The 22540-nt window shown below is 68.3% G+C and carries 23 protein-coding genes; 13 read left to right on the plus strand and 10 right to left on the minus strand.

Translation table 11 applies throughout. The features are described from left to right. Positions 1-75 precede the first annotated feature (75 nt). From ACIBVP_RS37310 to ACIBVP_RS37325, 4 genes are read right to left on the minus strand one after another with little or no spacing between them, the layout of a single operon-like run. On the minus strand, positions 76-930 hold the full coding sequence (locus ACIBVP_RS37310) for a helix-turn-helix domain-containing GNAT family N-acetyltransferase (RefSeq protein ID WP_396111195.1): 855 nt from the start codon (positions 928-930) through the stop codon (positions 76-78). A 32-nt stretch (positions 931-962) separates the two neighbouring features. Next, a complete protein-coding gene (locus ACIBVP_RS37315; RefSeq protein WP_396111196.1) occupies positions 963-2051 on the minus strand; it encodes a M28 family metallopeptidase in 1089 nt (362 codons plus the stop codon). Beyond that, positions 2048-2263 (minus strand): hypothetical protein, encoded by a 216-nt coding sequence (locus ACIBVP_RS37320; protein WP_396111197.1) that lies wholly within the window; start codon positions 2261-2263, stop codon positions 2048-2050. Before ACIBVP_RS37320 ends, ACIBVP_RS37315 begins: the two co-directional genes overlap by 4 nt. Before the next feature lie 19 nt (positions 2264-2282). Continuing rightward, positions 2283-2438 carry a hypothetical protein gene (locus tag ACIBVP_RS37325; RefSeq protein ID WP_396111198.1) on the minus strand — a complete coding sequence of 52 codons (156 nt, stop codon included), beginning with the start codon at positions 2436-2438 and terminating at the stop codon, positions 2283-2285. Between the two features lie 80 nt (positions 2439-2518). On the opposite strand from ACIBVP_RS37325, the gene ACIBVP_RS37330 reads away from it, so the two are divergent. The 5 genes from ACIBVP_RS37330 (at position 2519) to ACIBVP_RS37350 (ending at position 7494) form a co-directional block, all read left to right on the plus strand. Further along, positions 2519-2881: an ArsR/SmtB family transcription factor gene (locus ACIBVP_RS37330; protein WP_396111199.1), complete on the plus strand. Its 363-nt coding sequence runs from the start codon at positions 2519-2521 to the stop codon at positions 2879-2881. Positions 2882-2971: 90 nt separating this feature from the next. Next, a complete protein-coding gene (locus ACIBVP_RS37335; RefSeq protein WP_396111200.1) occupies positions 2972-4306 on the plus strand; it encodes an NAD(P)-binding domain-containing protein in 1335 nt (444 codons plus the stop codon). Further along, positions 4303-5511 carry an MFS transporter gene (locus tag ACIBVP_RS37340; RefSeq protein WP_396111201.1) on the plus strand — a complete coding sequence of 403 codons (1209 nt, stop codon included), beginning with the start codon at positions 4303-4305 and terminating at the stop codon, positions 5509-5511. The genes ACIBVP_RS37335 and ACIBVP_RS37340 overlap by 4 nt, the downstream gene beginning before the upstream one ends. A gap of 14 nt (positions 5512-5525) precedes the next feature. Continuing rightward, complete coding sequence (locus ACIBVP_RS37345; RefSeq protein ID WP_396111202.1) at positions 5526-6554, plus strand: flavin-containing monooxygenase; 1029 nt, start codon at positions 5526-5528, stop codon at positions 6552-6554. Between the two features lie 109 nt (positions 6555-6663). After that, positions 6664-7494 (plus strand): hypothetical protein, encoded by an 831-nt coding sequence (locus tag ACIBVP_RS37350; protein ID WP_396111203.1) that lies wholly within the window; start codon positions 6664-6666, stop codon positions 7492-7494. On the opposite strand, the gene ACIBVP_RS37355 is transcribed toward ACIBVP_RS37350, so the two are convergent. Beyond that, positions 7491-7946: a DUF488 family protein gene (locus ACIBVP_RS37355; protein WP_396111204.1), complete on the minus strand. Its 456-nt coding sequence runs from the start codon at positions 7944-7946 to the stop codon at positions 7491-7493. The two genes, ACIBVP_RS37350 and ACIBVP_RS37355, sit on opposite strands and share 4 nt — an antisense overlap. Positions 7947-8090: 144 nt before the next feature. Here ACIBVP_RS37355 and ACIBVP_RS37360 point away from each other — a divergent pair, with 144 nt between their 5' ends. Genes ACIBVP_RS37360 through ACIBVP_RS37370 form a run of 3 tightly spaced genes read left to right on the plus strand, consistent with a single transcriptional unit; the run spans position 8091 to position 10126 of the window. After that, a complete protein-coding gene (locus ACIBVP_RS37360) occupies positions 8091-8774 on the plus strand; it encodes a helix-turn-helix domain-containing protein (protein ID WP_396111205.1) in 684 nt (227 codons plus the stop codon). Next, entirely contained in the window at positions 8767-9420 is a 654-nt protein-coding gene (locus tag ACIBVP_RS37365; protein WP_396111206.1) for an arsenate reductase ArsC, read from the plus strand. Before ACIBVP_RS37360 ends, ACIBVP_RS37365 begins: the two co-directional genes overlap by 8 nt. 16 nt (positions 9421-9436) lie before the next feature. Beyond that, positions 9437-10126 (plus strand): aquaporin, encoded by a 690-nt coding sequence (locus ACIBVP_RS37370; protein WP_396111207.1) that lies wholly within the window; start codon positions 9437-9439, stop codon positions 10124-10126. On the opposite strand, the gene ACIBVP_RS37375 is transcribed toward ACIBVP_RS37370, so the two are convergent. From ACIBVP_RS37375 to ACIBVP_RS37385, 3 genes are all read right to left on the minus strand, one after another. Further along, complete coding sequence (locus tag ACIBVP_RS37375) at positions 10093-10638, minus strand: DinB family protein (RefSeq protein ID WP_396111208.1); 546 nt, start codon at positions 10636-10638, stop codon at positions 10093-10095. The two genes, ACIBVP_RS37370 and ACIBVP_RS37375, sit on opposite strands and share 34 nt — an antisense overlap. A gap of 137 nt (positions 10639-10775) precedes the next feature. Then, a complete protein-coding gene (locus ACIBVP_RS37380; RefSeq protein WP_396111209.1) occupies positions 10776-12332 on the minus strand; it encodes a hypothetical protein in 1557 nt (518 codons plus the stop codon). 551 nt (positions 12333-12883) lie between these two features. After that, entirely contained in the window at positions 12884-16207 is a 3324-nt protein-coding gene (locus ACIBVP_RS37385) for an error-prone DNA polymerase (protein WP_396111210.1), read from the minus strand. 510 nt (positions 16208-16717) lie between these two features. On the opposite strand from ACIBVP_RS37385, the gene ACIBVP_RS37390 reads away from it, so the two are divergent. From ACIBVP_RS37390 to ACIBVP_RS37410, 5 genes are all read left to right on the plus strand, one after another. After that, a complete protein-coding gene (locus tag ACIBVP_RS37390; protein WP_396111211.1) occupies positions 16718-17041 on the plus strand; it encodes an ANTAR domain-containing protein in 324 nt (107 codons plus the stop codon). Between the two features lie 397 nt (positions 17042-17438). Further along, entirely contained in the window at positions 17439-18428 is a 990-nt protein-coding gene (locus tag ACIBVP_RS37395) for a hypothetical protein (RefSeq protein ID WP_396111212.1), read from the plus strand. Positions 18429-18495: 67 nt separating this feature from the next. Then, on the plus strand, positions 18496-19569 hold the full coding sequence (locus ACIBVP_RS37400) for a sensor histidine kinase (RefSeq protein WP_396111213.1): 1074 nt from the start codon (positions 18496-18498) through the stop codon (positions 19567-19569). Further along, a complete protein-coding gene (locus tag ACIBVP_RS37405; RefSeq protein WP_396111214.1) occupies positions 19566-20102 on the plus strand; it encodes a hypothetical protein in 537 nt (178 codons plus the stop codon). The genes ACIBVP_RS37400 and ACIBVP_RS37405 overlap by 4 nt, the downstream gene beginning before the upstream one ends. A 271-nt stretch (positions 20103-20373) precedes the next feature. Beyond that, positions 20374-20745 carry a hypothetical protein gene (locus tag ACIBVP_RS37410; protein WP_396111215.1) on the plus strand — a complete coding sequence of 124 codons (372 nt, stop codon included), beginning with the start codon at positions 20374-20376 and terminating at the stop codon, positions 20743-20745. Between the two features lie 8 nt (positions 20746-20753). Here the strand turns inward: ACIBVP_RS37410 and ACIBVP_RS37415 are convergent, their stop codons facing one another. Next, on the minus strand, positions 20754-21485 hold the full coding sequence (locus tag ACIBVP_RS37415; protein WP_396111216.1) for an ABC transporter permease: 732 nt from the start codon (positions 21483-21485) through the stop codon (positions 20754-20756). Continuing rightward, entirely contained in the window at positions 21482-22387 is a 906-nt protein-coding gene (locus ACIBVP_RS37420) for an ABC transporter ATP-binding protein (protein ID WP_396111217.1), read from the minus strand. Before ACIBVP_RS37420 ends, ACIBVP_RS37415 begins: the two co-directional genes overlap by 4 nt. Positions 22388-22540: the final 153 nt, after the last annotated feature.

Raw genomic sequence — 22540 nt, forward strand, 5'->3', positions numbered from 1 at the left:
GACGTTGGCGGACGTGTACCGCTTCGCGACTCAGCACTTCGAATTCCACCGTCGCCAGCTCACGCTGTGACCGGGTCAGCAGGCGGGACGGTGGACGCTGTCGGCGCGGCGTTCAATGAGGACGGTGTCGTGCCAGGTGCCGTTGAGTTTGGCGATGCGTTCGCGGATGCCGACGGTGCGGTAGCCCGCCGCGTGGTGGAGGGCGATGCTCGCGCGGTTCTCGGTGAAGATCGAGGATTGCAGGGTCCACAGGCCTGCCTCGTCGGCGGCCATGACCTGTTGGCGGATGAGGGCTTTGCCGATGCCCTTGCCGCGGTGGCCGTCGGCGACGTAGATCGAGCTTTCGGCCACACCGGAGTAGCACTCGCGGGCGGAGACAGGCGAGAGGGCGGTCCAACCCACGACCTCGCCGTCCTGTTCGGCGACCCAGCGGTGATTGGGGAGCCAGGCGGCGTCGAGGGAGGCGCGGGAGGGGACGGTGGTCTCGAAGGTGGCGATGCCGGTGTTGATGCCTTCGCCGTAGATGCGGCGGACGGCTGGCCAGTCGCCGGGTTCGAGGGCGCGGACGGTGATGTCGGTGGCGACGTCAGGTGGGCAGCAGGGGCGGGGTGCGAGCAGGCCCATGACGGCGTCGGCGGCGTGGGGGAGGCCGACGCAGCAGGCTTCGTTGACGACGACGCGGGTGCTGGTGCCTTCCTTGTGGAGTTTGAGGAAGCCGACGTCGGCGAGCTTGCGGATGTGGTGGGAGCAGGTGGACTGGCTGATGCCGAGCATCTCGGTGAGCTGGCCCACTGTGAGACCGCCGGGGGTGGTCGCCACGGTGTGGAGGAGCCGGACACGGGTGGGTTCGGCGAGGCTGGCGAACCATTCGGCGTAGGTCGCGGCTTCCTGGTCGGGGAGGACCGAGGCGGCGGGCACGGTGGCGGTCATGTCGCCGAGTATCGACGTGGATCGATGATGCGTCAAACAGCGACCTGCGCGAGGTGGTGGACGGTGGCGACGACCAGGCGGGTGGCCGCGATCAGGGTGGCTGGGTCGACGCGGTCGGGGGTTTCGGCGGGGGTTTGGTAGCCGGGGATGCCCATGCCGATGCCGATCGCGGGCAGGCCCGCCGCGGCGTAGCGGCGGTTGTCCGACGCCATCGAGCCCGCGCGGAGCGGGACGCCGGTCTCGCGTCCTGCCTGGTCGAGCGCGGCGAGCAGGGCGGTGGCCGGGCCGCCCGCCTCGACCGCGGCCGCGTCGCCGAGTTGGGCGGCGCCGTCGACGTTGATGACCGGTGTGCCGGGTGGCACGTGGGGTGCGTGGCGGGCGGAGCCCTGGGCGCCCGCCTCTTCGGCGTCGAGGAGCGCGACCGCGATGCCGATGCCCGTTGGTGCGAGGAGGCGGGCGGCTTCCAGGACGACAGCGACACCCGAGGCGTTGTCCGCAGCCGCGGGCAGGCGCTGGTCGGGGTCGTCGCCGACGCCGTCGTAGTGCGCGGTCAGCAGGACCGCGGGGACGCCGTCGGTGAGGACGGCGTGGATGTTGGTGCCGGTGGTCTCGACCGTGCGCAGGGGAACCGAGATGGTGACCTCCCCGCCTTCGGTGACCATCCGGGTGTGCAGGTCGGTGCGGACGGCGAGGAGCGGGCGGTCGCCCTGGCGTGGGCCGGCGATCATCTTCGGCATCCAGCCCTCGGCGTCGGCACCCCGGGGCACCAGTGCGTCCGCGATGGCGACCGTGCGGGGTTCGGGGAGGTCGGCGGAGGCGAGGTGCTCGACGAAGTCGCGGCGGTGCACCAGATCCTGGCCGCGCCAGCGGAGGGTGGGTGTCGCGTACAGGTTGCGCACGCCGTGGACCGGGAAGGTCTCGGTGGTTACGGTGGCGCCGAGTTCGGTCAGCTGCCGAGTCAGCCATCCTGCGGCAGCCCGGCTGCCAGGGGTGCCAACGCGGCGGCCACGGTAGGTGTCCGCGGCCAGCTCGGCGATCGTGGTCTGCAGGCGGGTGATGTCGGGGGCGCCGGGGCCGGACGATGCCGTCCCCGGTCCCGCCGACGGGCTGGGTCGGGTCATCCGCAGCAGCCCGCGCCCGCGTCAACCGCCTCCTGGCGGGCGGCGGGCGTGCAGCACTGTCCCGCGGCAGTGGCTTCGGCGCTGCCGCAGCACCCGCCCGAGCTCGAACTGTCTGTCGCGGGTGCGCTGCCGCAACAGCCGCTCGCCGCGGGCGGGGTGAAGGCCTCGGCTGGGTCGCCGACGAAGCCGCCGGGACGGGTGTCCGTGCTCATGGTGGTTCTCCTCGTGTTGTCAGCGGATGGTCAGGTATTGCTGCTGGTTGACGTGGGTGTGCGATGCGTCGAGTCGGGTCTGGCTCCGGCACTGCGGCGTGCACACCTCGGAGCACGCTTCGCAGAACCGGACGCCGCGCATGCGGGTGAGTCGACGGCGAAGGGACGTCAGCATGAGAGTCTCCTGAATAGATGATTGTCTAATCAGCCTGCCGTCACCTTGCCCCTTGGGTCGACCGATGTCAATATAGAAGCATGTCGAATCAGGAAGTCGTGGTCGACGCCGCACCGCAGGCGTGCTGCGTGCCGCTGACCGAGGCGCCGCTCGCCGTCGACCAGGCCGGGTCGATGGCGAAGATGTTCAAGGCGCTCGCCGACCCGGTTCGGCTGCGGTTGCTGTCGCTGATCACCTCCGCCGCCGGCGAGGTGTGCGTGTGTGACCTGACCGCCGCGTTCGACCTGACGCAGCCGACGATCTCCCACCACCTCAAGGTGCTCCGGGAGGCCGGACTGGTCGGCAGCGAGCGCCGGGGGACCTGGGTCTACTACTGGGCCTGGCTGGAGAACCTGAAGCAGCTGTCCGTGCTGCTCGACTCCCCAGGGCTAGCGCCAACCTGAGTATCGATCCAAATCGATGGTTGCATTCATCGACTCTGGTCGATACTGTCGGCCCAGTCAATCGAGCGCTGTCGATGAATGGAGTCGGTGATGTCGGATCTGCCCGTGGTGGTGGTCGGCGCCGGTCCGGTGGGCCTCGCGGCCGCGGCCGAGCTGATCGAACGTGGCCAGGAACCGTTGGTGCTGGAGAAGGCGGACCAGGCCGGTGCCGCGGTCGCCGAGTGGCACCACGTTCGGCTCTTCTCCCGGTGGTCTGAGCTGGTCGATCCCGCCGCTGAGCGGCTGCTCGCGGAGACGGGCTGGCAACAGCCCGACGGCTCGGTCTACCCGACCGGCGCGGAGTGGGCCGCCGAGTATCTCCAGCCGCTCGCCGAAGTGCTCAGTGACCGGGTCCGGTTCGGGACCGAGGTGGTCGGCGTCGCGCGGCGGGGCCGGGACCGGGTGGTCGACGCCGGGCGGGACACCGAACCGCTGACCGTGCACGTCCGCAACGCGGACGGCAGCGAGGAGCGGATCACCGCCCGCGCGGTCATCGACGCGTCCGGCACCTGGGGCGCCCCGAACCCGCTGGGTGGCGACGGTCTGCCCGCGGTCGGGGAGCGGGCCGCCGCGGACCGGATCTCCTACCGCGCGCCGGATCTCACCGACGACACCGTCCGCACGCGGTATGCGGGCAAGCACGTGGTGATCGCGGGCAGCGGCCACTCCGCCCTGACGGCGCTCGTCGCGTTCGCCGAACTCGCCGAGCAGGAGCCCGCGACCCGCGTCACGTGGCTGCTGCGCCGCGGCGCGGTCGGGTCCACGTTCGGCGGCGGTGAGGCCGACCAGCTGCCCGCCCGCGGCGCGCTGGGTCTGCGTGCGAAGGCCGCGGTCGAGGCCGGGCGGATCGCGGTGGTGACCGGGTTCCGCACCGAGACCGTCGAGCGGAACGGTGACGTGCTGACCCTGGTGTCCGACGGCGGGCAGAAGGTGTCCGAAGTGGACGAGGTCGTGGTGTCGACCGGGTTCCGGCCCGACCTGTCCTGGCTGTCGGAGCTACGGCTGGAACTGGACGCGACGTTGCAGGCGCCGGTCGCGCTGGCGCCGCTGATCGACCCGAACATCCACTCGTGCGGCACCGTCTACCCGCACGGCGTGAAGGAACTGTCCCACCCCGAGCCGGACGTGTACCTGGCCGGGATGAAGAGCTACGGCCGCGCGCCGACCTTCCTCGCGATGACCGGCTACGAACAGGTCCGCTCCATCGCCGCCGCACTCGCCGGAGATCGTGCAGCCGCGGAGCGCGTCGAGCTGGTTCTGCCGGAGACGGGGGTGTGCGGTGGCGCCGGAGTGTTCGACGAACCCGCCCAGGACCAGGGCGGCGGCTGCTGCGGTGCGCCGGCGGAGCCGGAGGTGCTGACGCTGTCCGCGCCGCAGGGCCGGTGACCACCACCGCGGCGAAGCAGGAGCGTCGCGCGTCGCACACGGGGCGGTGGGTGGTGCTCGCCGCCCTGTGCGCGACACAGATCACCAGCTGGGGCGTGCTCTACTACGCGTTCCCGGTGCTGGTGGGAGACATCACCGCCGCCACCGGGTGGTCGTCGCCGGCCATCACCGGCGCGTTGTCGGTCAGCCAGCTGGTCGCGGCGCTGACCGGGATTCCGGTGGGGCGCTGGCTCGACCACCACGGTCCGCGCGGGGTGATGACGGCCGGGTCGCTGCTCGGCGTGCCTGCGGTCGTGGTCGTCGCGACCGCGCAGAACCTGCCGTGGTTCTTCGCGGGCTGGGTGCTGGTAGGGGCTGCGATGGGCGCGGTGCTCTACCCGCCCGCGTTCGCCGCGCTCACCCGCTGGTACGGCCCCGATCCGGTCCGTGCGCTCACGATCCTCACGCTCGCGGGCGGGCTGGCGAGCACCGTGTTCGCGCCGCTCGCCGCGACACTCGCGGAAGCCCTGGACTGGCGGCAGACCTACCTGGTGCTAGCCGGGATCCTCGCGGTCGTCACGATCCCGGCGCACTGGTTCGGGCTGCGGCTGCCCTGGCCGCCACGGCCGCCGGTCGAGCTGGGACAGACCGATACCCACCCACGACATGTCGCGCGGACCACGCCGTTCGTCGTGCTGGCGGTGACGCTGAGCCTGGCCGCGCTCGCCACGTTCGCGGCGATCATCAACCTCGTGCCGCTGCTCGAGGAACGCGGGCTGTCCACCCAGGTGGCGGCGGTCGCTCTCGGGCTCGCCGGTGCCGGGCAGGTCGTCGGGCGCCTCGGTTACGGCAGGATCGTCCGTCACATCAGCGTCCGGGCACGGACCGCCGCGATCCTGGTTGCCCTCGCGGGCACTACGGCGTTGCTCGGTGTGCTGAACACGGCGGTGGCGTTGGTGGCTGCCGCGGTCGTGGGCGGCATGGCGCGTGGGTTGTTCACGCTCGTGCAGGCGACGGCGGTCACCGACCGGTGGGGTCGTCGCTACTACGGCCACCTCACTGGCCTGTTGTCCGCGCCGGTGACCATCACGATGGCGCTCGCCCCGTTCGTGGGCGCCGCGCTCGCCGAGTTGTCCGGCAGCTACGCGACCACGTTCCTCATCCTCGGCGCGCTCGCCGCCGTCGCGACCGCGCTGTCGTGCTTCACGATTCCCTCAACCCAGTAGAGGCAGTACTTGTCATGATCGACGCCAGTGATGCGATCGTCATCGGCGCCGGGCAGTCCGGCCTGGCCGCCGCACATGCACTCCGCCAGGCAGGCCGTTTCCCCGTGGTGTTGGAAGCGGGCCAGGAACCGGTGGGCTCTTGGCCCTCCTACTACGACAGCCTGACCCTGTTCTCCCCAGCGCGGTACAGCTCGTTACCGGGTATGCCGTTCCCAGGCGATCCGGACCGCTACCCGCGCCGGGACGAGGTCGTCGACTACCTGCGCCGCTACGCCAAGAACCTCGATGCCGACATCCGCACCGGGCACCGCGTCTCGTCGATCCGCCGCCGTGACGGCCGGTTCACCGTCCAGCTCGAGGACGGCACCGAGCTGACCACGCCGGTCGTGATCGCGGCGTCCGGCGCGTTCGGGCAGCCCTACCGCCCGCAGCTGCCCGGCCTCGACACGTTCACCGGCACTGTCCTGCACTCTGCCGAATACCGTGAGCCGAGCGCGTTCGGGGGGCAGCGGGTAGTCGTGGTCGGTGCGGCGAACACCGCCGTGCAGGTCGGCTACGAGCTGGCGAAGGTCGCCACGGTCACCCTCGCCACTCGCACACCCATCAAGTATGCCCCGCAACGCCCGCTCGGCCGCGACGTGCACTTCTGGTCAATCGCCCTCGGGTTCGACCACCTGCCGATCGGGCACCTGCTCAAGAACCCGCCGCACACCCCGGTCAACGACGACGGCCGCTACCAACGGGCCGTCAAAGCCGGGAAACCGGACCGGCGGCCGATGTTCACCTCGGTCGACGGCGACGCGGTGACCTGGCCCGACGGCAGCCGCGAACACGTCGACACCATCCTCCTCGCCACCGGCTACCGGCCCGCGCTGTCCTACCTGGACCCAGCCGAACGCGGCCACCGCAAGGGAATCTCGACCGTCCACCCCGGACTCGGATTCGTGGGGCTGGAATGGCAGCGCAGCTTCGCCTCTGCGACCCTCCGCGGTGTTGGCCGCGACGCCCGCTACGTTGTGCGTCGCCTCCTCCGGCAGAGGTAACAAATGATCCGCTGAACGGGTGGATCTCCACTCCTCCGCGCCTGACGATCTGGACTTACTGGTGAGTACTTCACACACTGGGGAGTTCAGGATCGTGAGGCGGTGGGGGATGAGCCAGGCGTCGCTGTTCGGCCCGGAACAGGCACCGAATGCCAAGCAACCGCACGATTTACCGGTCCGGATGCGCGTCCTCATCACGGTGAAGGCCGCGCCGAACCCTTCGGCGGCCTACGGCGAGACCGTCTGTGTCGCGGGACTCCGGCTGGACCTCGACGCACCTGGATGGGTGCGCTTGTATCCGATCAACTTCCGTGATCTGGACGCAGGCGTGCAGTTCAGCAAGTACGACATCGTCTCGATCAGCGCGCGCCCGGCTCGTGCTGACCCACGTGTCGAGAGCTGGCGACCGGAGGTGGGCAGTCTCCGGAAGGAGGATTGGCTACGGCCGTGGGCCCGGAGGCGGCCGATTGTCGAGCCCTACATCGAAGGATCGATGTGCGGTGTGTTGCAGGCGGTTCGGGACAACGCGCCCGCGAGGTCGCTTGCGCTGATACAGCCCAAGGAGGTCCTTGGTGTAGACATCGAGCCGCATCCGGGCTGGACCGCCGACGAGCAGGCGAAGATCGACGCCTATGTCGGTCAGATCGACATGTTCGGCGCGGACCGAACACCGTTGGAAGCGCCCCGGTTCAAAGGCTGGTACCGCTACCGCTGTCACGAACCGAACTGCAACACACACCGGCAAGGCATCCTCGACTGGGAGTTCGTCGCACTGCAACGCAAGCTCCCCGGTGGTCCTGCGGACGTGGCCGCGGCGTTGAAGGCGAAGTTCCTTGACATCTGCTCCAGTAACCACGACGTCGTGGCGTTTTACGTTGGTAACCAAGCGAAACGACAGCAGACGTTCAGCGTGCTCGGTGTGTACTACCCGAAACGCTAGTTCACGCCAAACGCACGCAGCTGTTCGTCCACGCGGGACAGGACGACCTGACGATGGCAGCGGTGGTCATGCGCTTCGAAACACAAGAGGGCAACCCGCTCGCTGGCCGCCAACGCGGTGACACGGTCCAACGCGGCGACCGCATCCGCGTCCGCGAGCAGCGTGGAGTACCGGTTCAGAGCAGCGCGTAGTTCGTCGGCGTCGCCGGAGAACCCGGGGCGGTTGTCCTTCGGGTTACCCAAAGCCCGCAGATGTTCGTACCGGATCCCTGCTGCTTCAAGGTTTTCAGCCAGTGCTCGTTTGCTGAAGCCGCGTTTGCGTGAGATAGGTGTCAGCCGGACGTCGACCACGACGTCCACGCCGGCCGCGAGCAACTCGTCCACGAACTGCTCGGCGTCCCGACCCTCGTAGCCGACGCCGACCACGCCTGCTCGATGTCTGGTCGCCGTCACGCGCGCAACCCTCTCATGTTCGCTACCGGCTCACCACCCCAGGAGTGGGCTGTCCGGTCGAGACGTTTGACACTCGCGTGTCGTTCCGCGACCGCATCTTCGTGGAGCTTGACAATCCACTCTACCTCAATCATCATTGAGTCAATGAACATTGAGTGGCCTTCGGTGGTGGCGCGGGCGCGGCTGCACGCCGCGCTCGGCGAGCCCGCCCGGCTGGCAATCGTCGATCGCCTGATCCTGGGGGACGCCGCGCCGGGTGAGCTGAGCCGTGCGCTGGGCGTGCCGAGCAACCTGCTGGCGCACCACGTGAAGCTGCTCGAGCAGGCCGGGGTGGTCGAGCGATCCCGCTCCGAGGGCGATCACCGCCGCACCTACCTGCGGCTTCGCCCCGCGGCCCTCGCGGATCTCGCGCCGGCGGGCGCGGTGCGGGCGCCGAGGGTGGTGTTCGTGTGCACTCACAACTCGGCGCGTTCCCAACTCGCGGCGGCCCTGTGGGCGCGCCGCAGTTCGATCCCGGCTGCGTCCGCCGGCACCGAGCCGGCAGAACGCGTGCACCCGCTGGCGGTCGCTACCGCACGCGAGCACGGGCTCTCGCTCGCCCGCGCTGCCACCGCCCACGTCGACGCGGTCCTGCAACCGGACGACCTCGTGGTCGCAGTGTGCGACACCGCCCACGAACAGCTCGACGTGGACCGGCTGCACTGGTCGGTCCCAGATCCGTCGTTGACGGGCACCGAGGCGGCGTTCGACCGTGCATTCACCGACCTCGCCGACCGGGTCGACCGGCTGGTACCCGTCGTCCAGTCCAACGGAGGAACAGATGGCTGACCAGACCTATCGTCGTCCCGACCTGAGCATCGACCTGCACCACGCCTTGACCACCGCGGCCGCCCGGCTGCACGGCGAGTTCGACGGCACGTTCGGCACCGAGACCATCGAACGGTTCCTGCACTCCAGCTACGACCAGTTCGCCGTGCGCAGCACTGTGCCGAACTTCCTGCCGCTGCTCGCCGAGCGGTTCGCGCGCCAGCGTCTACACGCCCTGGCCAAGGTCGAGGGCCACACCGAGGGCAAGCCGACCGTGCTGTTCTTGTGCGTGCACAACGCGGGCCGCTCCCAGATGGCGCTCGGCTTCTTCCAGCACCTCGCGGGCGACCGCGCCGTCGCGTGGTCCGGCGGCTCCGAGCCAGGGCACGAGATCAACCCCTCCGCGATCGCCGCGATGGCCGAACGGGGCATCGACATCTCCCGGGAGTACCCCAAGCCGTGGACCGACGAGATCGTCCGCGCCGCCGACGTGGTGATCACGATGGGCTGCGGTGACGCCTGCCCCGTGTTCCCGGGCAAGCGCTACCTCGACTGGCAGCTCGACGATCCGGCGGGCAAGGGCGTCGAGGACGTCCGCCCTGTCCGCGACGAGATCGAGCGCCGCGTGCGTGGCCTGCTCGACGAACTCGGCGTCCCCGCCACCTGACCGGGAGCATTCTCCTTTGTCTCGCAAGATCCTCGCCGAGTTCCTCGGCAGTCTCCTGCTCGCCGCGCTTGTCATCGGCTCCGGCATCGCTGCGCAGCGGCTCTCCGACGACACCGGCCTGCGGCTGCTGGAGAACGCCGCCGCCACCGCGGCCGGGCTTTACGTGCTGATCCTCGTGTTCGGCCCGGTCAGTGGCGCCCACTTCAACCCGGTCGTCACCGCGGTCGACACCGCGCTCGGCGGTATGTCCTGGCGCGACGCGGCTGCCTATATCCCCGCGCAGGTCGCCGGGTGCGTGTCCGGCGCCGTGTTGGCCAACGCGATGTTCGACCTCGCACCCGTCAGCATCAGCGCCACCCACCGTGCCACCGCCGCACACGCACTGTCCGAAGTGGTCGCCACCCTCGGCCTGGTGCTCGTGATCTTCGCACTGGTCCGCTCCGGCCGCGCCACCCTGGCCCCGGCCGCCGTCGGCGCCTACATCGGCGCCGCCTACTGGTTCACCTCGTCCACCAGCTTCGCCAACCCGGCCATCACGATCGGCCGAATGTTCAGCGACACCTTTGCCGGCATCGCACCCGCCTCCGTGCTTCCCTTCATAGCCGCTCAGCTCGTCGGCGCCGCACTCGCGGTTGTTCTGCTTCGGGTCCTCTACCCAGCCATGAACTCACCTCATGCGGACGAGGCCGTGTTGTCGTCGAGGTGATCGCCGAAGCTGAGCTGGCGTTCGTGGAAGCGGAAGTGCCGGGTGGGGAAGCGGTAGACGTCGGCGAGGGTCATGTAGTCGGTGAAGAACGGGTCCCAGCGGGTGGGGTAGTGCATGCCGCGGGCGAGGTCGGCGTCGGACTCGGCGTCGAGGCGTTGGTGCAGCCGTTTGATGACGTGGTCGAACATGACCGTCATCCGGTGGGTGGTGAGCGTGGTGCCACCCGCCCACGAGCCGAGATAGTTGACCACGTCGAACGGCTTGGTGGCCGCGTTCAGAATTCTGGCAAAGGTGCGGCTCGCACCATCGGGGAGTCGACCGAACATGCGCACCAGCCTGGTCAGTGCACGCAGGATCAGGTAGCCGAGCAGCATGTGGAACAACAGTTGCTTGTTCGTCCACCTCGTGCCAATCGACTGCCGCCGAAGATCGGCCGCCGTCGCGGTGTCAACGAGGCGGTGAAAGGTCGTTTGGGCTGCATCCAGTTCGTGGTGCACGACCTCGCGGTCCATCCCCGGAGTATCGCCCCGGCAAGCTGAGACTGTCCTCAATAATGCGCGGTGATGTCGAACTTCAGCGTGGCGTGATGTCGGCTGCCTCGTGATAGCCGAGTTCGATCAGTCTTGTTCGGAGTGGGTGCGCGTTGCCGTCAGCACGGTCTGCGCTGGCTCTGGTGGCGGTATTCCCATCCACCGAGCGCGAGCACGGCTTGCAAACTTCTCCCGCTGGCGGTGTTGATCGCGCGGTTGAGGGCGTCGAAGCCGTCGGAAAACGAGCCGTTGGTGGTCGGGGCGAGGTCGAGCAGGGCCAGTGCCCACGTCCACACGGTGTCGAGATCCTCGGCGAGGGGTCCGTCGTGGTTGGCCAGTGCGGCGACGAGATCCACAGTGGCGTGTCGACGTGCCGCCAGTCGGGTTCGAAGTCGAAGTCGTCCGAGCCCAGGATGGTCGGTGTCCACTGCTGGGCTCGGGCAAGCTCGGCGGCGGCGATGATCGCTCGTGTCTGACGGATGATCGCGCTGGCCTTGTTGGTGAGTGCACGGAAGTAGTGGCGTACATAGACCGGCTCGCGCAGCGTGGCCACGACAGCGCTCGGGTCGGCTGCCCACCTTTGCGGGGCCGCCTCCACGACGTCCTGGAGGGCCCTGGCGAGTTCCCGAGCGCTCAGCATCTGCCGTTCGCTCTCCGCATCGGGGCGCCAACTCGTCACCAGTTGAGCGGCTTTCAGCACCGGCAGCGCCGCCAGTTCGTCGGCGCTGTGCACGGGACTGGCTGATAAGTATGGTCGGCTCGCTGGTCCGGTGATCGAACGCCTTCGGTGAGGGGGCGCCGTAGTGGCCAGTGACCTGGGTAATCGGCTCCTGCCACCGGGTCAGAACCTGCTCGGGAAGGACCATGGACCAGCGCCAGGCGCGTGGCCAGTCCGGTGGCAGGGGAGCGTTGGCGTCGGATGGTGCGGGTGTGGGGGAGCCGAGTGCGTCAGTCCAGGCGGTGAGAGATGGGGGGTCCGGTTCAGTGGCGAGTATCGCGTCGATCAGGTCCTTGTCGTCTCCGGTGGCGGTCGACGAGGCGATGCGTCGCGTGATGTGATCGACCTTGTCGTGGACAGGGATGTCGCCGGCCTCGGCCAGGATGCGGCACGTGATCCGTTCCCCTATCTCACCGGGGATGTTCTTGGTCCAATCGAGCACCTGCGCGCTCGGCACACCAAGTTGGCGAGCGCGTGCTGCTATGCGGGCGAGGTAGTGGGTGACAACGACCAGATAGTCGCGGTCGTCCTCACCCAGGTCGGTGGTCAGCCTGGCGATGTCCAGCGCTACCCATCCCGCCTCGGGATGCTCTGCCACTTCGCGGACCTTGGCGGCCACCAGGCGCACGCGGCTTGCGACGTTGTCGGCGGTCAGACCGGCTTCCAGCCGTTCGAGCATGAGCTCGTAGTAGTAGCGCTCGTGGTCGTGCGGCTCGCCACGCAGCACCGCACGCGCGACGGATTCGATCAGTTGATCGGTCGGGGCCGCTCTCTTGACGGCCCCTGCACCGAGGGCTCGGACTGCCATGTTCTCGGGATGTGCGGTGACGACACCGGCTACAACCGGATGACCAGCGGCTCCCAGCTGTGTCGCGACCCGCAGCAACTCGAATCTCGCAGGCAGTCGCTGCTCGGGACGCAGCTGCTGCTTGGAGTCAGCGAGTAGCCGCTCCAGCAACCCGGCAACCTCCGCTGGCGAGGTGCGTCCGAGCCCGTCCAACAGACCGGCGCCCGGCCAGGGCACATCCGGTTCCGGCAGTTTGATGATGCCGGGCCTCGTACAGTGGGTTGAGCCATGCCGGATCTGCCAGCTGGCCGAGAAACAACCTCAAGTGGTGTGGGTTGGACACGAGCGTAGCCAGTCGAGTGATCTGCTCGGGACCATGCCACGGCTCGGCGGCCAGGGCGCGCACGGCCTGTACTAGGGCATCCGGAGGCGTGAACATCCGGACGAACCAGGCCACCGTCCGCTCGTACAACGCGGTAGCCGCGTCGAGCGCCGTCTCCGTATGCAAGCTGGTGCTCGCTTCCTTGCGAAGCCACTACCTTCTCGGCTCGCCCGGGCACTTCGGTGAAAACGCGCTCGGCCACCTCCGACGGCAGGCCAGGCAGCGGTCGTCCATCACCGGCGATCAATGTCACGATCTCAGTGTGAATGCAACCCGGCTCGGCGGCCCCGGGACGCGCCGGAGGGCTGACGGCACTCACCTCAGCAACGAGTCGCCGGTCCTATCGGAAGTCCCGGGATCTGTGTGCGGTATTGAGGTTGAGGGCTTGGAGGTGGTCGGCGTTGAGGTTGCAGACGCCGCCTGTGTTTTGGAGGGTGCCGCGGATGAGGAGGGCGGTTGCGTTGCGGGCGAGTTGTCGGTAGCGGGTCCAGAGGCCGGGGCTGCAGATGATGTTGAGCATGCCGGTTTCGTCTTCGAGGTTGAGGAAGGTGATGCCGCCTGCGGTGGCTGGGCGTTGGCGGTGGGTGATAGCGCCGCCGACGAGGATGCGGGTGCCGTCCGGCACGTTGCCGACTTCGGCAGCGGGGAGCGCGCCGAGCTCGTTGAGTTGGGCGCGGAGGAATTCGACGGGGTGGTGGTCGGGTGTGATGCCGGTGGCCCACACGTCGGCAACAGTCAATTCGAGCGCGGTCATGCCGGGTAGGGCGGGGGCGTGACCCGCCGTGGCAGTGCCGGGAAGATATTGAGGCCGGTCGCGGGCGACCGCACCGGCTTGCCACAGCGCCTCACGCCGCTGGGTGCCGAGCGAGGTGAACGCGCCGCTGGTGGCGAGCGCCTCGAGTTGGGGTTGGGTGAGGGTGGTGCGGCGGCCGACGTCCTCCAGGTCCCGGTAGGGACCGTTGGTGTCGCGTTCGTCGACGAGGGTTTGGGCGGTGTCGGTGCCGATGGTGCGGATGGTGGCGAGGTCGAGGCGGACGGCGACGCCGCCGGTGCTGTCTGGGCAGGGTTCGAGGGTGGCGTGGGCGAGGCTGGCGTTGATGTCGGGGCGCAGGATGGTGACGCCGTGGCGGCGGGCGTCCGCGACCAAGGATTGGGGGCTGTAGAAGCCCATGGGTTGGGCGCGGAGTAGTCCGGCGCAGAACGCGGCCGGGTGATAGAGCTTCAGATACGCCGACGCATACACCAGCAGGGCGAAGGACATGGAGTGGGCTTCGGGGAAGCCGTAGCCGGAGAAGGCTTCGATCTGTCCGAAGATCATGTCCGCCAGTTCGCCGGTGATGCCGTTGGCTGCTGCGCCTTCGTAGAAGCGGTCGCGGAGACGTTCCATCTTCGCGCGTGAGCGCTTCGCCCCCATGGCGCGGCGGAGCTGGTCGGCCTCAGTGGGGGTGAAGTCGGCGACGTCGACGGCCATCTGCATGACCTGCTCCTGGAACAACGGCACCCCCAGCGTTCGGTCGAGCGCGTTGGCGAGCTTGGGATGGGCGTGGGTCCAGGCCTGGCCGTTGCGGCGCCGGATGTAAGGGTGCACGGAGCCGCCCTGGATGGGGCCGGGCCGGATGAGGGCGACTTCGACAACGAGGTCGTAGAACTTCCGTGGCTTCAGCCGGGGAAGAGTGGCGAGCTGGGCGCGACTCTCCACTTGGAACACGCCGACCGCGTCGGCGGCGCACAGCATGTCGTAGACGTTGGGGTCGGCGAGGTCGAGTTTCGCGATGTCGACCTCGACGTGCTCGTGTTCGTGGATGAGGTCGATGGTGTAGTGGATGGCGGAGAGCATGCCGAGGCCGAGGAGGTCGAACTTGACCAGGCCCACCGCCCCGCAGTCGTCCTTGTCCCACTGCAGCACGGTGCGGTCTTTCATCCTCGCGTGCTCGACCGGGACGACCTCGGACACGGGCCGGTCGCAGATGACCATGCCGCCGGAGTGGATGCCGAGGTGGCGGGGTGCGTCGCCGATTTGGTGGGCGAGGGCGAGGACGTCGTCGGGGATGGGGTGTTTCTCTCCGGGGTCTGCCTGGGCGATGGGGCCCCAGCGGTCGATCTGGCGGGACCAGGCGTCCTGCTGCCCGGTCGAGTAGCCGAGGGCTTTGGCCATGTCCCGCACCGCGGATTTGGCGCGGTAGGTGATGACGTTGGCGACTTGGGCGGCGTGGCGTCGGCCGTGCTTGTTGTAGACGTATTGGATGGCTTCTTCGCGGCGGTCGGATTCGATGTCCACGTCGATGTCCGGTGGCCCGTCCCGCTCCGGCGCGAGGAAGCGTTCGAAGAGGAGTTTCCATTTGACGGGGTCGGCGTTGGTGATGCCGAGGGCGTAGCAGACCGCGGAGTTGGCTGCGCTGCCGCGGCCTTGGGCGTAGATGTTGTTGCGGCGGCAGAACTCGACGATGTCCCAGACGACCAGGAAGTAGCCGGGGAAGTTCAGTTCCTCGATGATCGCCAGCTCATGCTCCAGCTGCGTATAGGCTTCCGGGTTCGCGGAGCGGGGCCCGTAGCGGTGGGCGGCGCCGAGCTGGGTGATGTGGCGGAGGTAGGTGGCCTCGGTGTGTCCCTCCGGGACCGGGAACGGCGGCAGCTCGGGGGCGACGAGTTGCAGGTCGAACGCGCAGTCCAGGCCGAACAGTGCGGCGCGTTGCACCACGCCGGGGTAGCGGCGGAAGATCCGGGCCATTTCCTCGCCGGTGCGCAGGAACGCGACCGGTGCGGGTGGCAGCCACCCGTCCATCTCCTCAAGATGGGAGCGGGCACGCACCGCGGCGGCCGCGGCTGCGAGCCGGCTCTGTGCGGGTTGGGCGTAGTGGACGTTGTTGCTGGCGATCGACGGCAACCTGAGTTCGGCGGCCATGTTGTAGAGCAGGTCGTTGTGGCGGCTGTCCAGCGGGAGCTGATGATCGATCAGCTCGACCACCGTGTGGTGGGGGCCGAACCAGTCCCGCAGCCGCTTCAACTCGGCATAGGCCGCGTCCGGCCCCGCAGTGGTGAGGGCGTGACGGACGGTGCCTTTGCGGCAGCCGCTGAGCGCGACCACGTGCCCGCGTAACTCCTCGACGACCTCGTCCAGGTCGTAGACCGGGCGGCCTTTCTCGCCGCCGCGGAGGTGGGCGTTGCTGATCACTCGGCACATCCGCCGGTAGCCCTCCAATCCGCGCGCCAGGAGCAGTAGGTGCCGGCCGTGTGGGTCGGGGACACCGTTCTGCGGGCCAGGCAGCTCCAGGGACAGCTCGGAGCCGAACACGGTCCGCACACCCAGCTCGCGGGCGGCTTCGGCGAACCGCACCACCCCGTACATGCCGTCGTGGTCAGTGAGCGCGATCGCATCCAACCCCGCCCGTGCCGCTTCCTCCACCAACTGTTCGGGGTGGCTCACGCCGTCGAGGAAGCTGAAGTTGGAGTGGACATGCAGCTCGGCGTACGGGACCCGCAGACCGGCGCCGCACAGGTCGTCGCTCATGAACCGGCCGGCCAGGTCCGGTGGCGGGCCCGCGTACCCCTCGCGTTTACGTGACCACGCCGGGCTGTCTCCGCCGTCCCCGACAGGGGGTTCCGCCTTGCGGGACAGAGCACGTTCTAGCTCCGCCCACGTTCGGCCACCGCTGTTGAAGCCCACGACCGTCACTCCCCACCCGACCAGCGCCGGGGGGAAGCCAGCGATCGAACATGTGTTCGTGAGTATCGGAGCGATGGTCCGTCAGGTCAAATCGTTGTCCACAAGTGTCTGATCGGCCACTTTGTGGCGCGTATCGAACGCGTGTGCCTGATTCGGAGTTAGCATGCGGATGGTCCTGCTGGGCTCGACCAGGCAACGGAGGGGAGACGCGGCGATGGACGCAGCAACGTGCGCGAAGTGTGGCGAGCAACCCGCAGGAGAAGGTGGCGTCCTCTGTTCTGACTGTAAGCAGATGCTTACAGTCAGGCTTCGGGACTACTGGAGTGCTGACACTCAAGATGGCGCACAGCTTCGCCAACTCGGCGGCGAGATCACGCCGAGCATGGCCTGACTGATTCAGCGAAGGCTCCGATTCGGACTGTCCACATACGAACAACTACTGAACGCATCGGCGATCGCCTGCGTAAAGCGGACTTCGTCGCCACCCGCGGCACCGAGCACACCGAGCAGATGCTCACCGCCCTGGCCTCCCGGGCATCCATCGAACAGGCCAAGGGCGCCATCATGGCGCTGCGGCGGTGCGATGTCGACGAGGCGTGGGCTGTACTACGGAGGGCCCAGCCAGCAGTTCAACATCAAGCTCCGCGAACTCGCCGTCGCCCTCGTCGAGCACATCATTCAAGCCCCGGCACAACAGTTGGGCGGCACCGAGCATCACGTCACACCCGGGTGGACCACCCGACGTGCCGCCGAAATGATCTGGCAAGCACTCGCACACCCGTCCCCAGCACGAGATCCACTCACAGACACCCCACCCACGGACTCCGCAAGTAAGAGCTGAACGCAAGGCGCGACCTCCCCCAACTGGGTGAGCACAGGGCTCTTCGGCATCAGCCATTCCCGGGCCTGCCCGAGCATGACCGCTGCGACCAAGACGCCGTTTCAATGCGTCGGGTCCCGTAACACTTGGCCGCGTTCTTCCGACATGTGGCCCGGATGGGGACTTCCCTCCAGACGGACGTCTGTGCCTGGAGCTGCCCGTGGTCCGGAGACCTCGTGATCTGTTCGAGCCGACCGTGGCAGCTGAGAAGCTGAACCCCTGTTCCAGCGCGCCGCGCGCGGGGCGGGCCGCGCGGCGGCTCGGGAGCTTGCGAACGCCGTCTTCGCGAACTTCCACGACGTCGACAGCAGCTTCGTCCGGGAGTTCCAGACAGGCGGTTTCTCGGCACGGGTGTTCGAGCTGGCCCTGTTCGCGTACCTCGATGAGTCGGGGCTTGAGCTGGATCGGACGCACCCGGCACCCGACTTCGTCGTCCAGGGGGCCGCACCCGTCGCGATCGAGGTGACGACGACCAACCCGGTTCAGGGCACGCCGCTCGATCCGGGGCCGCCGTACCCGTTGCCGCCTGACGACCTCGACCTCGCGGACCACGAGTTCATCTACCGGCTTGACAGTGCGCTGCACCGCAAGCTCGACCATCGCGATGCCCGAGGTGCTGCCTACTGGGAGAAGCCGCACACGGCTGGTGTGCCGTTCGTGATCGCGGTCGGTGCGTTCCACGGTCCACATGCCCAGTTCCACCCTGACGGGCTGCTCGCGGCGTACCTCTACGGTTCACGCAACGTGGCCTACCACGCGGACGACGGCACGCTGGCCGTCGCCGCTCACGCGGTCGAGCAGCACAGCTGGGGTAGCAGGACGATCTTGAGCGGGTTGTTTCGGCAGCCCGAGGCGGCGAACCTCGCGGGTGTGCTGTTCAGCAATGCCCACGCGGTGGCCAAGTTCAACCGGATCGGCGCTGAGCGTGGCCTTGCAGCACCGGACACCGCCCGGACCCGGTTCGGGACCTGCCACAACTTCGCACCCGACGCCTCGATACCCAACCTCTTCGCCTACGTCGCCGGCGACCGGTCCGAAGAGGAGCGTGAGACGTTCGAGGAGAGCCTTCATCTGTTCGTCAACCCCTGGGCAACCGTTCCTCTCGCGCCTGATGCGTTCCCTGGGGTGACGCGTTACAAGTTGTCTGCGAACGGGGTCCTGGAGGCGACTTTCCCCGTATCCTTTCGACCCTTCGTGTCGAAGACCGTCGTTTTCGAGCAGAAGGGCGCAGACATGCTTGCTCGATACCTCCAGCTTGAGGTGCTCGGTCGTCTACCGGCCGGTGCTCGTGGCCTGTTTGGACCGCGGACGACGGCAGGTGTCGATGCAAACGACTGCTGACACGCCCGAGGCGCCGGAGCGGACGCCCCTGTCCGCACCTCGCGCCGCGTTCGGTGTCGTCACGGCCGTGTTCGTCAGCTTCAGCCTGCTTGGGTTCCTGCACGTGTTGTTCCTGGACGTCGGGCCTGGGGAGGTCCTGCTGTCATTCGGGTGCATCGCCGTCCTGCTGTTGGTGCAGTTGCGTTGGTACAGCCGCGCGAGCACCCGTAGGCGGTCGCCGATCAGTTACGGAATCCTGGCCGCTCAGGCGGCGTTGGTGTATCTGCCGATCCTGATCTTCGGCCAGGCATGGGTGGGCATGTCGGGCTTCCTTGCCGGGAGCGTGCTGCTCTTGCTCCGGCCGGTGGCGGGATGGGTGTCGTTCGGCCTGATCGTTGCGAGCATGGCGGCGGCACAGCTGTACTTCACCGGCTCGCTGATCGGCACCATCTACAAGTCGATCTCCACGGTGAACACCGGCCTGGTGGTCTACGGCTTGTCCCGGCTGACCGCGCTCGTGGTGGCGGTGCAGGACGCCCGTTCGGAGATGGCGCGTGTGGCCGTGGTGCGCGAGCGGTTGCGGTTTGCTCGCGATCTGCACGACGTGCTCGGTTACAGCCTTTCCGCCATCACGCTGAAGATCGAACTCGCGCATCGCCTCGTGGACAGGGCGCCGCAGGAGGCGGGTGTACAGCTGCTCGAGAGCCTCGAGATCTCCCGCAGTGCGCTGGCGGACGCCCGTACCGTCGCGACCGGCTACCGGGAGCTGTCCCTGGACGACGAGCGTCGGTCGGCGGTGTCGGTGCTGCAGGCGGCCGGCGTCGACGTCCGGGTGAATGTCGAGCACTCCGACCTGCCGGCGCGTGTCAGCACGGTCCTGGCCACGGCGTTGCGCGAAGGGGTGACGAACCTGCTCCGTCACAGCAAGGCGAAACAGTGCTCCATCACCATCCGGCAGACGGACGAGCGCGTCACGCTCGAACTCGTCAACGACGACGTACCCTCGGACTCCGAGGCGTCGACGGTCGGTGCCCGTGGCGGATTGGACAACCTGTCGGTGCGGGCGGCCGAGGTCGGTGGAACGGTCACCGTCGAGCACGAGCCGAGGATGTTCCGACTGCGGGTCGACATTCCCTTGCCTGACCAAGAGATGCGCTCGTGATCTGGCAGGGGCGTGTCGAACACCCCAAGTTCGTGGCAATGGCGGAGACGCTGGTGTCCCTCTTGGACGACATCCCGCCGCGGTTGCGGTACGGCGACGTGATGCACATGTTCCACGCGGAAGCTGCCGACAGGTGCCAGGTCTTCGGTGTGACGGTCCGGTCCGCGCTCGCCTTGACATTCCAGGATGTCTACGGCCCTGCGTTCGCCCTCTTGAGAACTGCGCTGGAACAGGTGCTCGTCGACAAGCTGGTGTTTCTCGGGCGGCGTGTGGTGCAGATCGTCTCCGATGTTGAGGATGAGGTGTGGGAGCGGTGGCAGCACGAGCGGACCACCGGTCAGGGATGGCAGGACGTCAGCGATTGGCGGCGGTCGAAGAAGAAGACCGTGACGATCATCCGGGAGGGGTTCGTAGCCCAGTCAGAGGATGCGCGCACCCGTCAGGTCATCGGCCCGCACTACTTCCTGTTGCAGGAGTACTCGCCGTTCGTGGGGTCGCCCGAGGCGTACGCGGCGTTCGATGATGGTCTCTGAGCGAGTCAGAGGAGCGGCGTGCGTACGCGGCGGAGCACAAGAAGATGTACGAGATCTACCTGCGGTGGTCCAGCCTGAAGGCGAACCTCCAGTACAACGGGTTCGCGGACGACACGACACTGTCGCAGTTGGACTGCCACTACCGGTTCCTCAGCGCCTTCGTGCATCCGATCAGCGACACGACACGGGTGCTGTACGGGAAAACGCACATGGATCGTGGCCTCGGTAAGACCACTACAGCAGCGAACTCGCGCTGCTGTACACCGTCGTCATGGCTGTCGAGGAGCTACGCAACTTCGGCCGGATGATTGCCCCCGCGGACGGCGTGACCGTGGCTGGGTGGGCGGACATCGAGCAGCAGTGTGCTCAGGCGTGGGAGCTGACGTCCTACCTGTGGTTCCCTGGTCAGGCGCCGCATCCACACGATCGGTACGACGAGGCGAACCGGCGGATGTTCCGCCAGGACCGAGAGAATGGCGAGCACACGCGCATTGCTCCGGACAGCATTCCGGACACCGAGATCACCTACTACGCGAACCCGATGACACGGCTCATCGAGTTGCACACCTCGAAGCGCGAGCTGATGACCGGCCTCTCCTACATCTCGCCCTGGCCGCGCGACGACGCTCGGTTCCGCCACTGACACGACGGTCAGCTGCGGGCGAGCTTCCTGTTCGCCAGGAAGAACGCGACGACGGCGATGGCGACGAGCGTGATCGTGGCGGTGACGTCCACGCCGGTGCCCGCCCAGGGGGAGCGGATCGCGTCGAGCAGCAGGCCGGTCGGGGTCCACGCGGTGACGGCGTTCATGGCCGGGGGGAACACGCCGGGCGGCGGGCCGCCGCCGACGAGCAGGAAGGTGCCGAAGAACAGCAGCAGGCCGAGGCCCTGGGCGGAGCGGGTGCCGGGCATGATCGCGCCGAGCAGCGTGCCGATGCCCGCGAACGCCAGGATGCCGGCGACGAACGCGGCGGCCACGCCGAGTGGCGAGGCCGGTCCTGGGATGTCGAAGAGGACGGCGGCCAGCGCGAGCATCACCACGGCCCCGATGACGGCGAGCAGCGCGAGCACGGCGGCCTGCGAGACCACCACCGCGCGGGATGGTATGGCGGCCGCGCGGAATCGGCGGAGCACGCCACCCTCGCGGTACCCGGCGATGTGGGTGGGCGTGCCCATGAACCCCATCATCGCGATCCCGGCGCCGAGGTAGGCGGTGACGTAGAACTGGGTGCCGTCGAGGTTGGCGAAGACCGGGCCGCCGTGGTCGGCGAACGCGGCGGCCAGCAGGACCATCAGCAGGACCGGGAACATCAGCGTCAGCACCAGCACGAGTGGTTCGCGGGCCAGCAGCTTGACCTCGGTCCAGGTCAGGTATCTCGTCATGATGGGACCTTCTCGCTCAGCCGGTGGCCGGTCATGGACAGGAAGACGTCCTCGAGCGACGGGTAGTGGGTGCGGTAGTCGTCCGGGGTGAGGCCGTGCTCGGCCAGCGCGGCGGCCACGCGGACGGCGGAGGGGGCTTCGCCGGTGACCGTGACCTTCCCGTCGCCGAGGTCGGCGGTGGCGACGCCGGGGACCGTCAGCAGGTGGTCGGGGCGGTAGCCGTTGGTGGTGCTGAAGGTGATCGTGACCGGGCCGCCGTGGTGGGCGGTCAGCGCGGACGGCGTGTCGCAGGCGACCACCTTGCCGCGATCCATGATCGCCACGCGGTCGCACAGCATCTCGGCCTCGTCCATGAAGTGCGTGACCAGCACGACGGTGGTGCCCCGGTCGCGCACCTGGCGGATCAGGTCCCAGGTCGCGTGGCGGGCACTGGGGTCCAGGCCGGTGGTCAGCTCGTCGAGCAGCACGAGTTCCGGGTCGCCGAGCAGCGCCAGCGCGACGAACAACCGCTGCTGCTCACCGCCGGACAGCGACCCGAACGCGCGGTCGCGCAGGTGCTCGAGGTTCCATGCCGCGATGGTGGCCTCGACGTCGACGGGCACGTTGCGCGCGTGGGCGAACAGCTTGATCGCCTCGACGATCCGCAGCCGTTCCGGCAGCGCGGACGACTGCAGCTGGGAGCCGATCTTGCGGCGCAGCTGGTTCTTCTCGCGGCCGGGGTCCAGGCCCAGCACCGAGACGCGGCCGCTGGTCCGGTCCCGGAGGCCCTGGAGGATCTCCACGACGGTGGTCTTGCCCGCTCCGTTGGAGCCCAGGATGCCGAAGATCTCGCGCCGCCGGACCTCGAAGGAGACGTCCTGCACGGCGTCTGTCTGTCCGTAGGTCTTGCGGAGATCCTCCACGGTTACAACAGTGTCCACACTGGACCCTTGCTCGTGCCCCAGGGCAGCTTCCTCAACTAGCACGCCTCACCTTGGCATAGTGAGCACGAACTTCACTTGCATCCGACTTGCGTCAGTCGTTGCCGCGGTTGGCTTACCGGGCGATTACCGAGG

The sequence above is a fragment of the Actinophytocola sp. NPDC049390 genome, assembly GCF_044466355.1.
Taxonomy (GTDB): domain Bacteria; phylum Actinomycetota; class Actinomycetes; order Mycobacteriales; family Pseudonocardiaceae; genus Actinophytocola.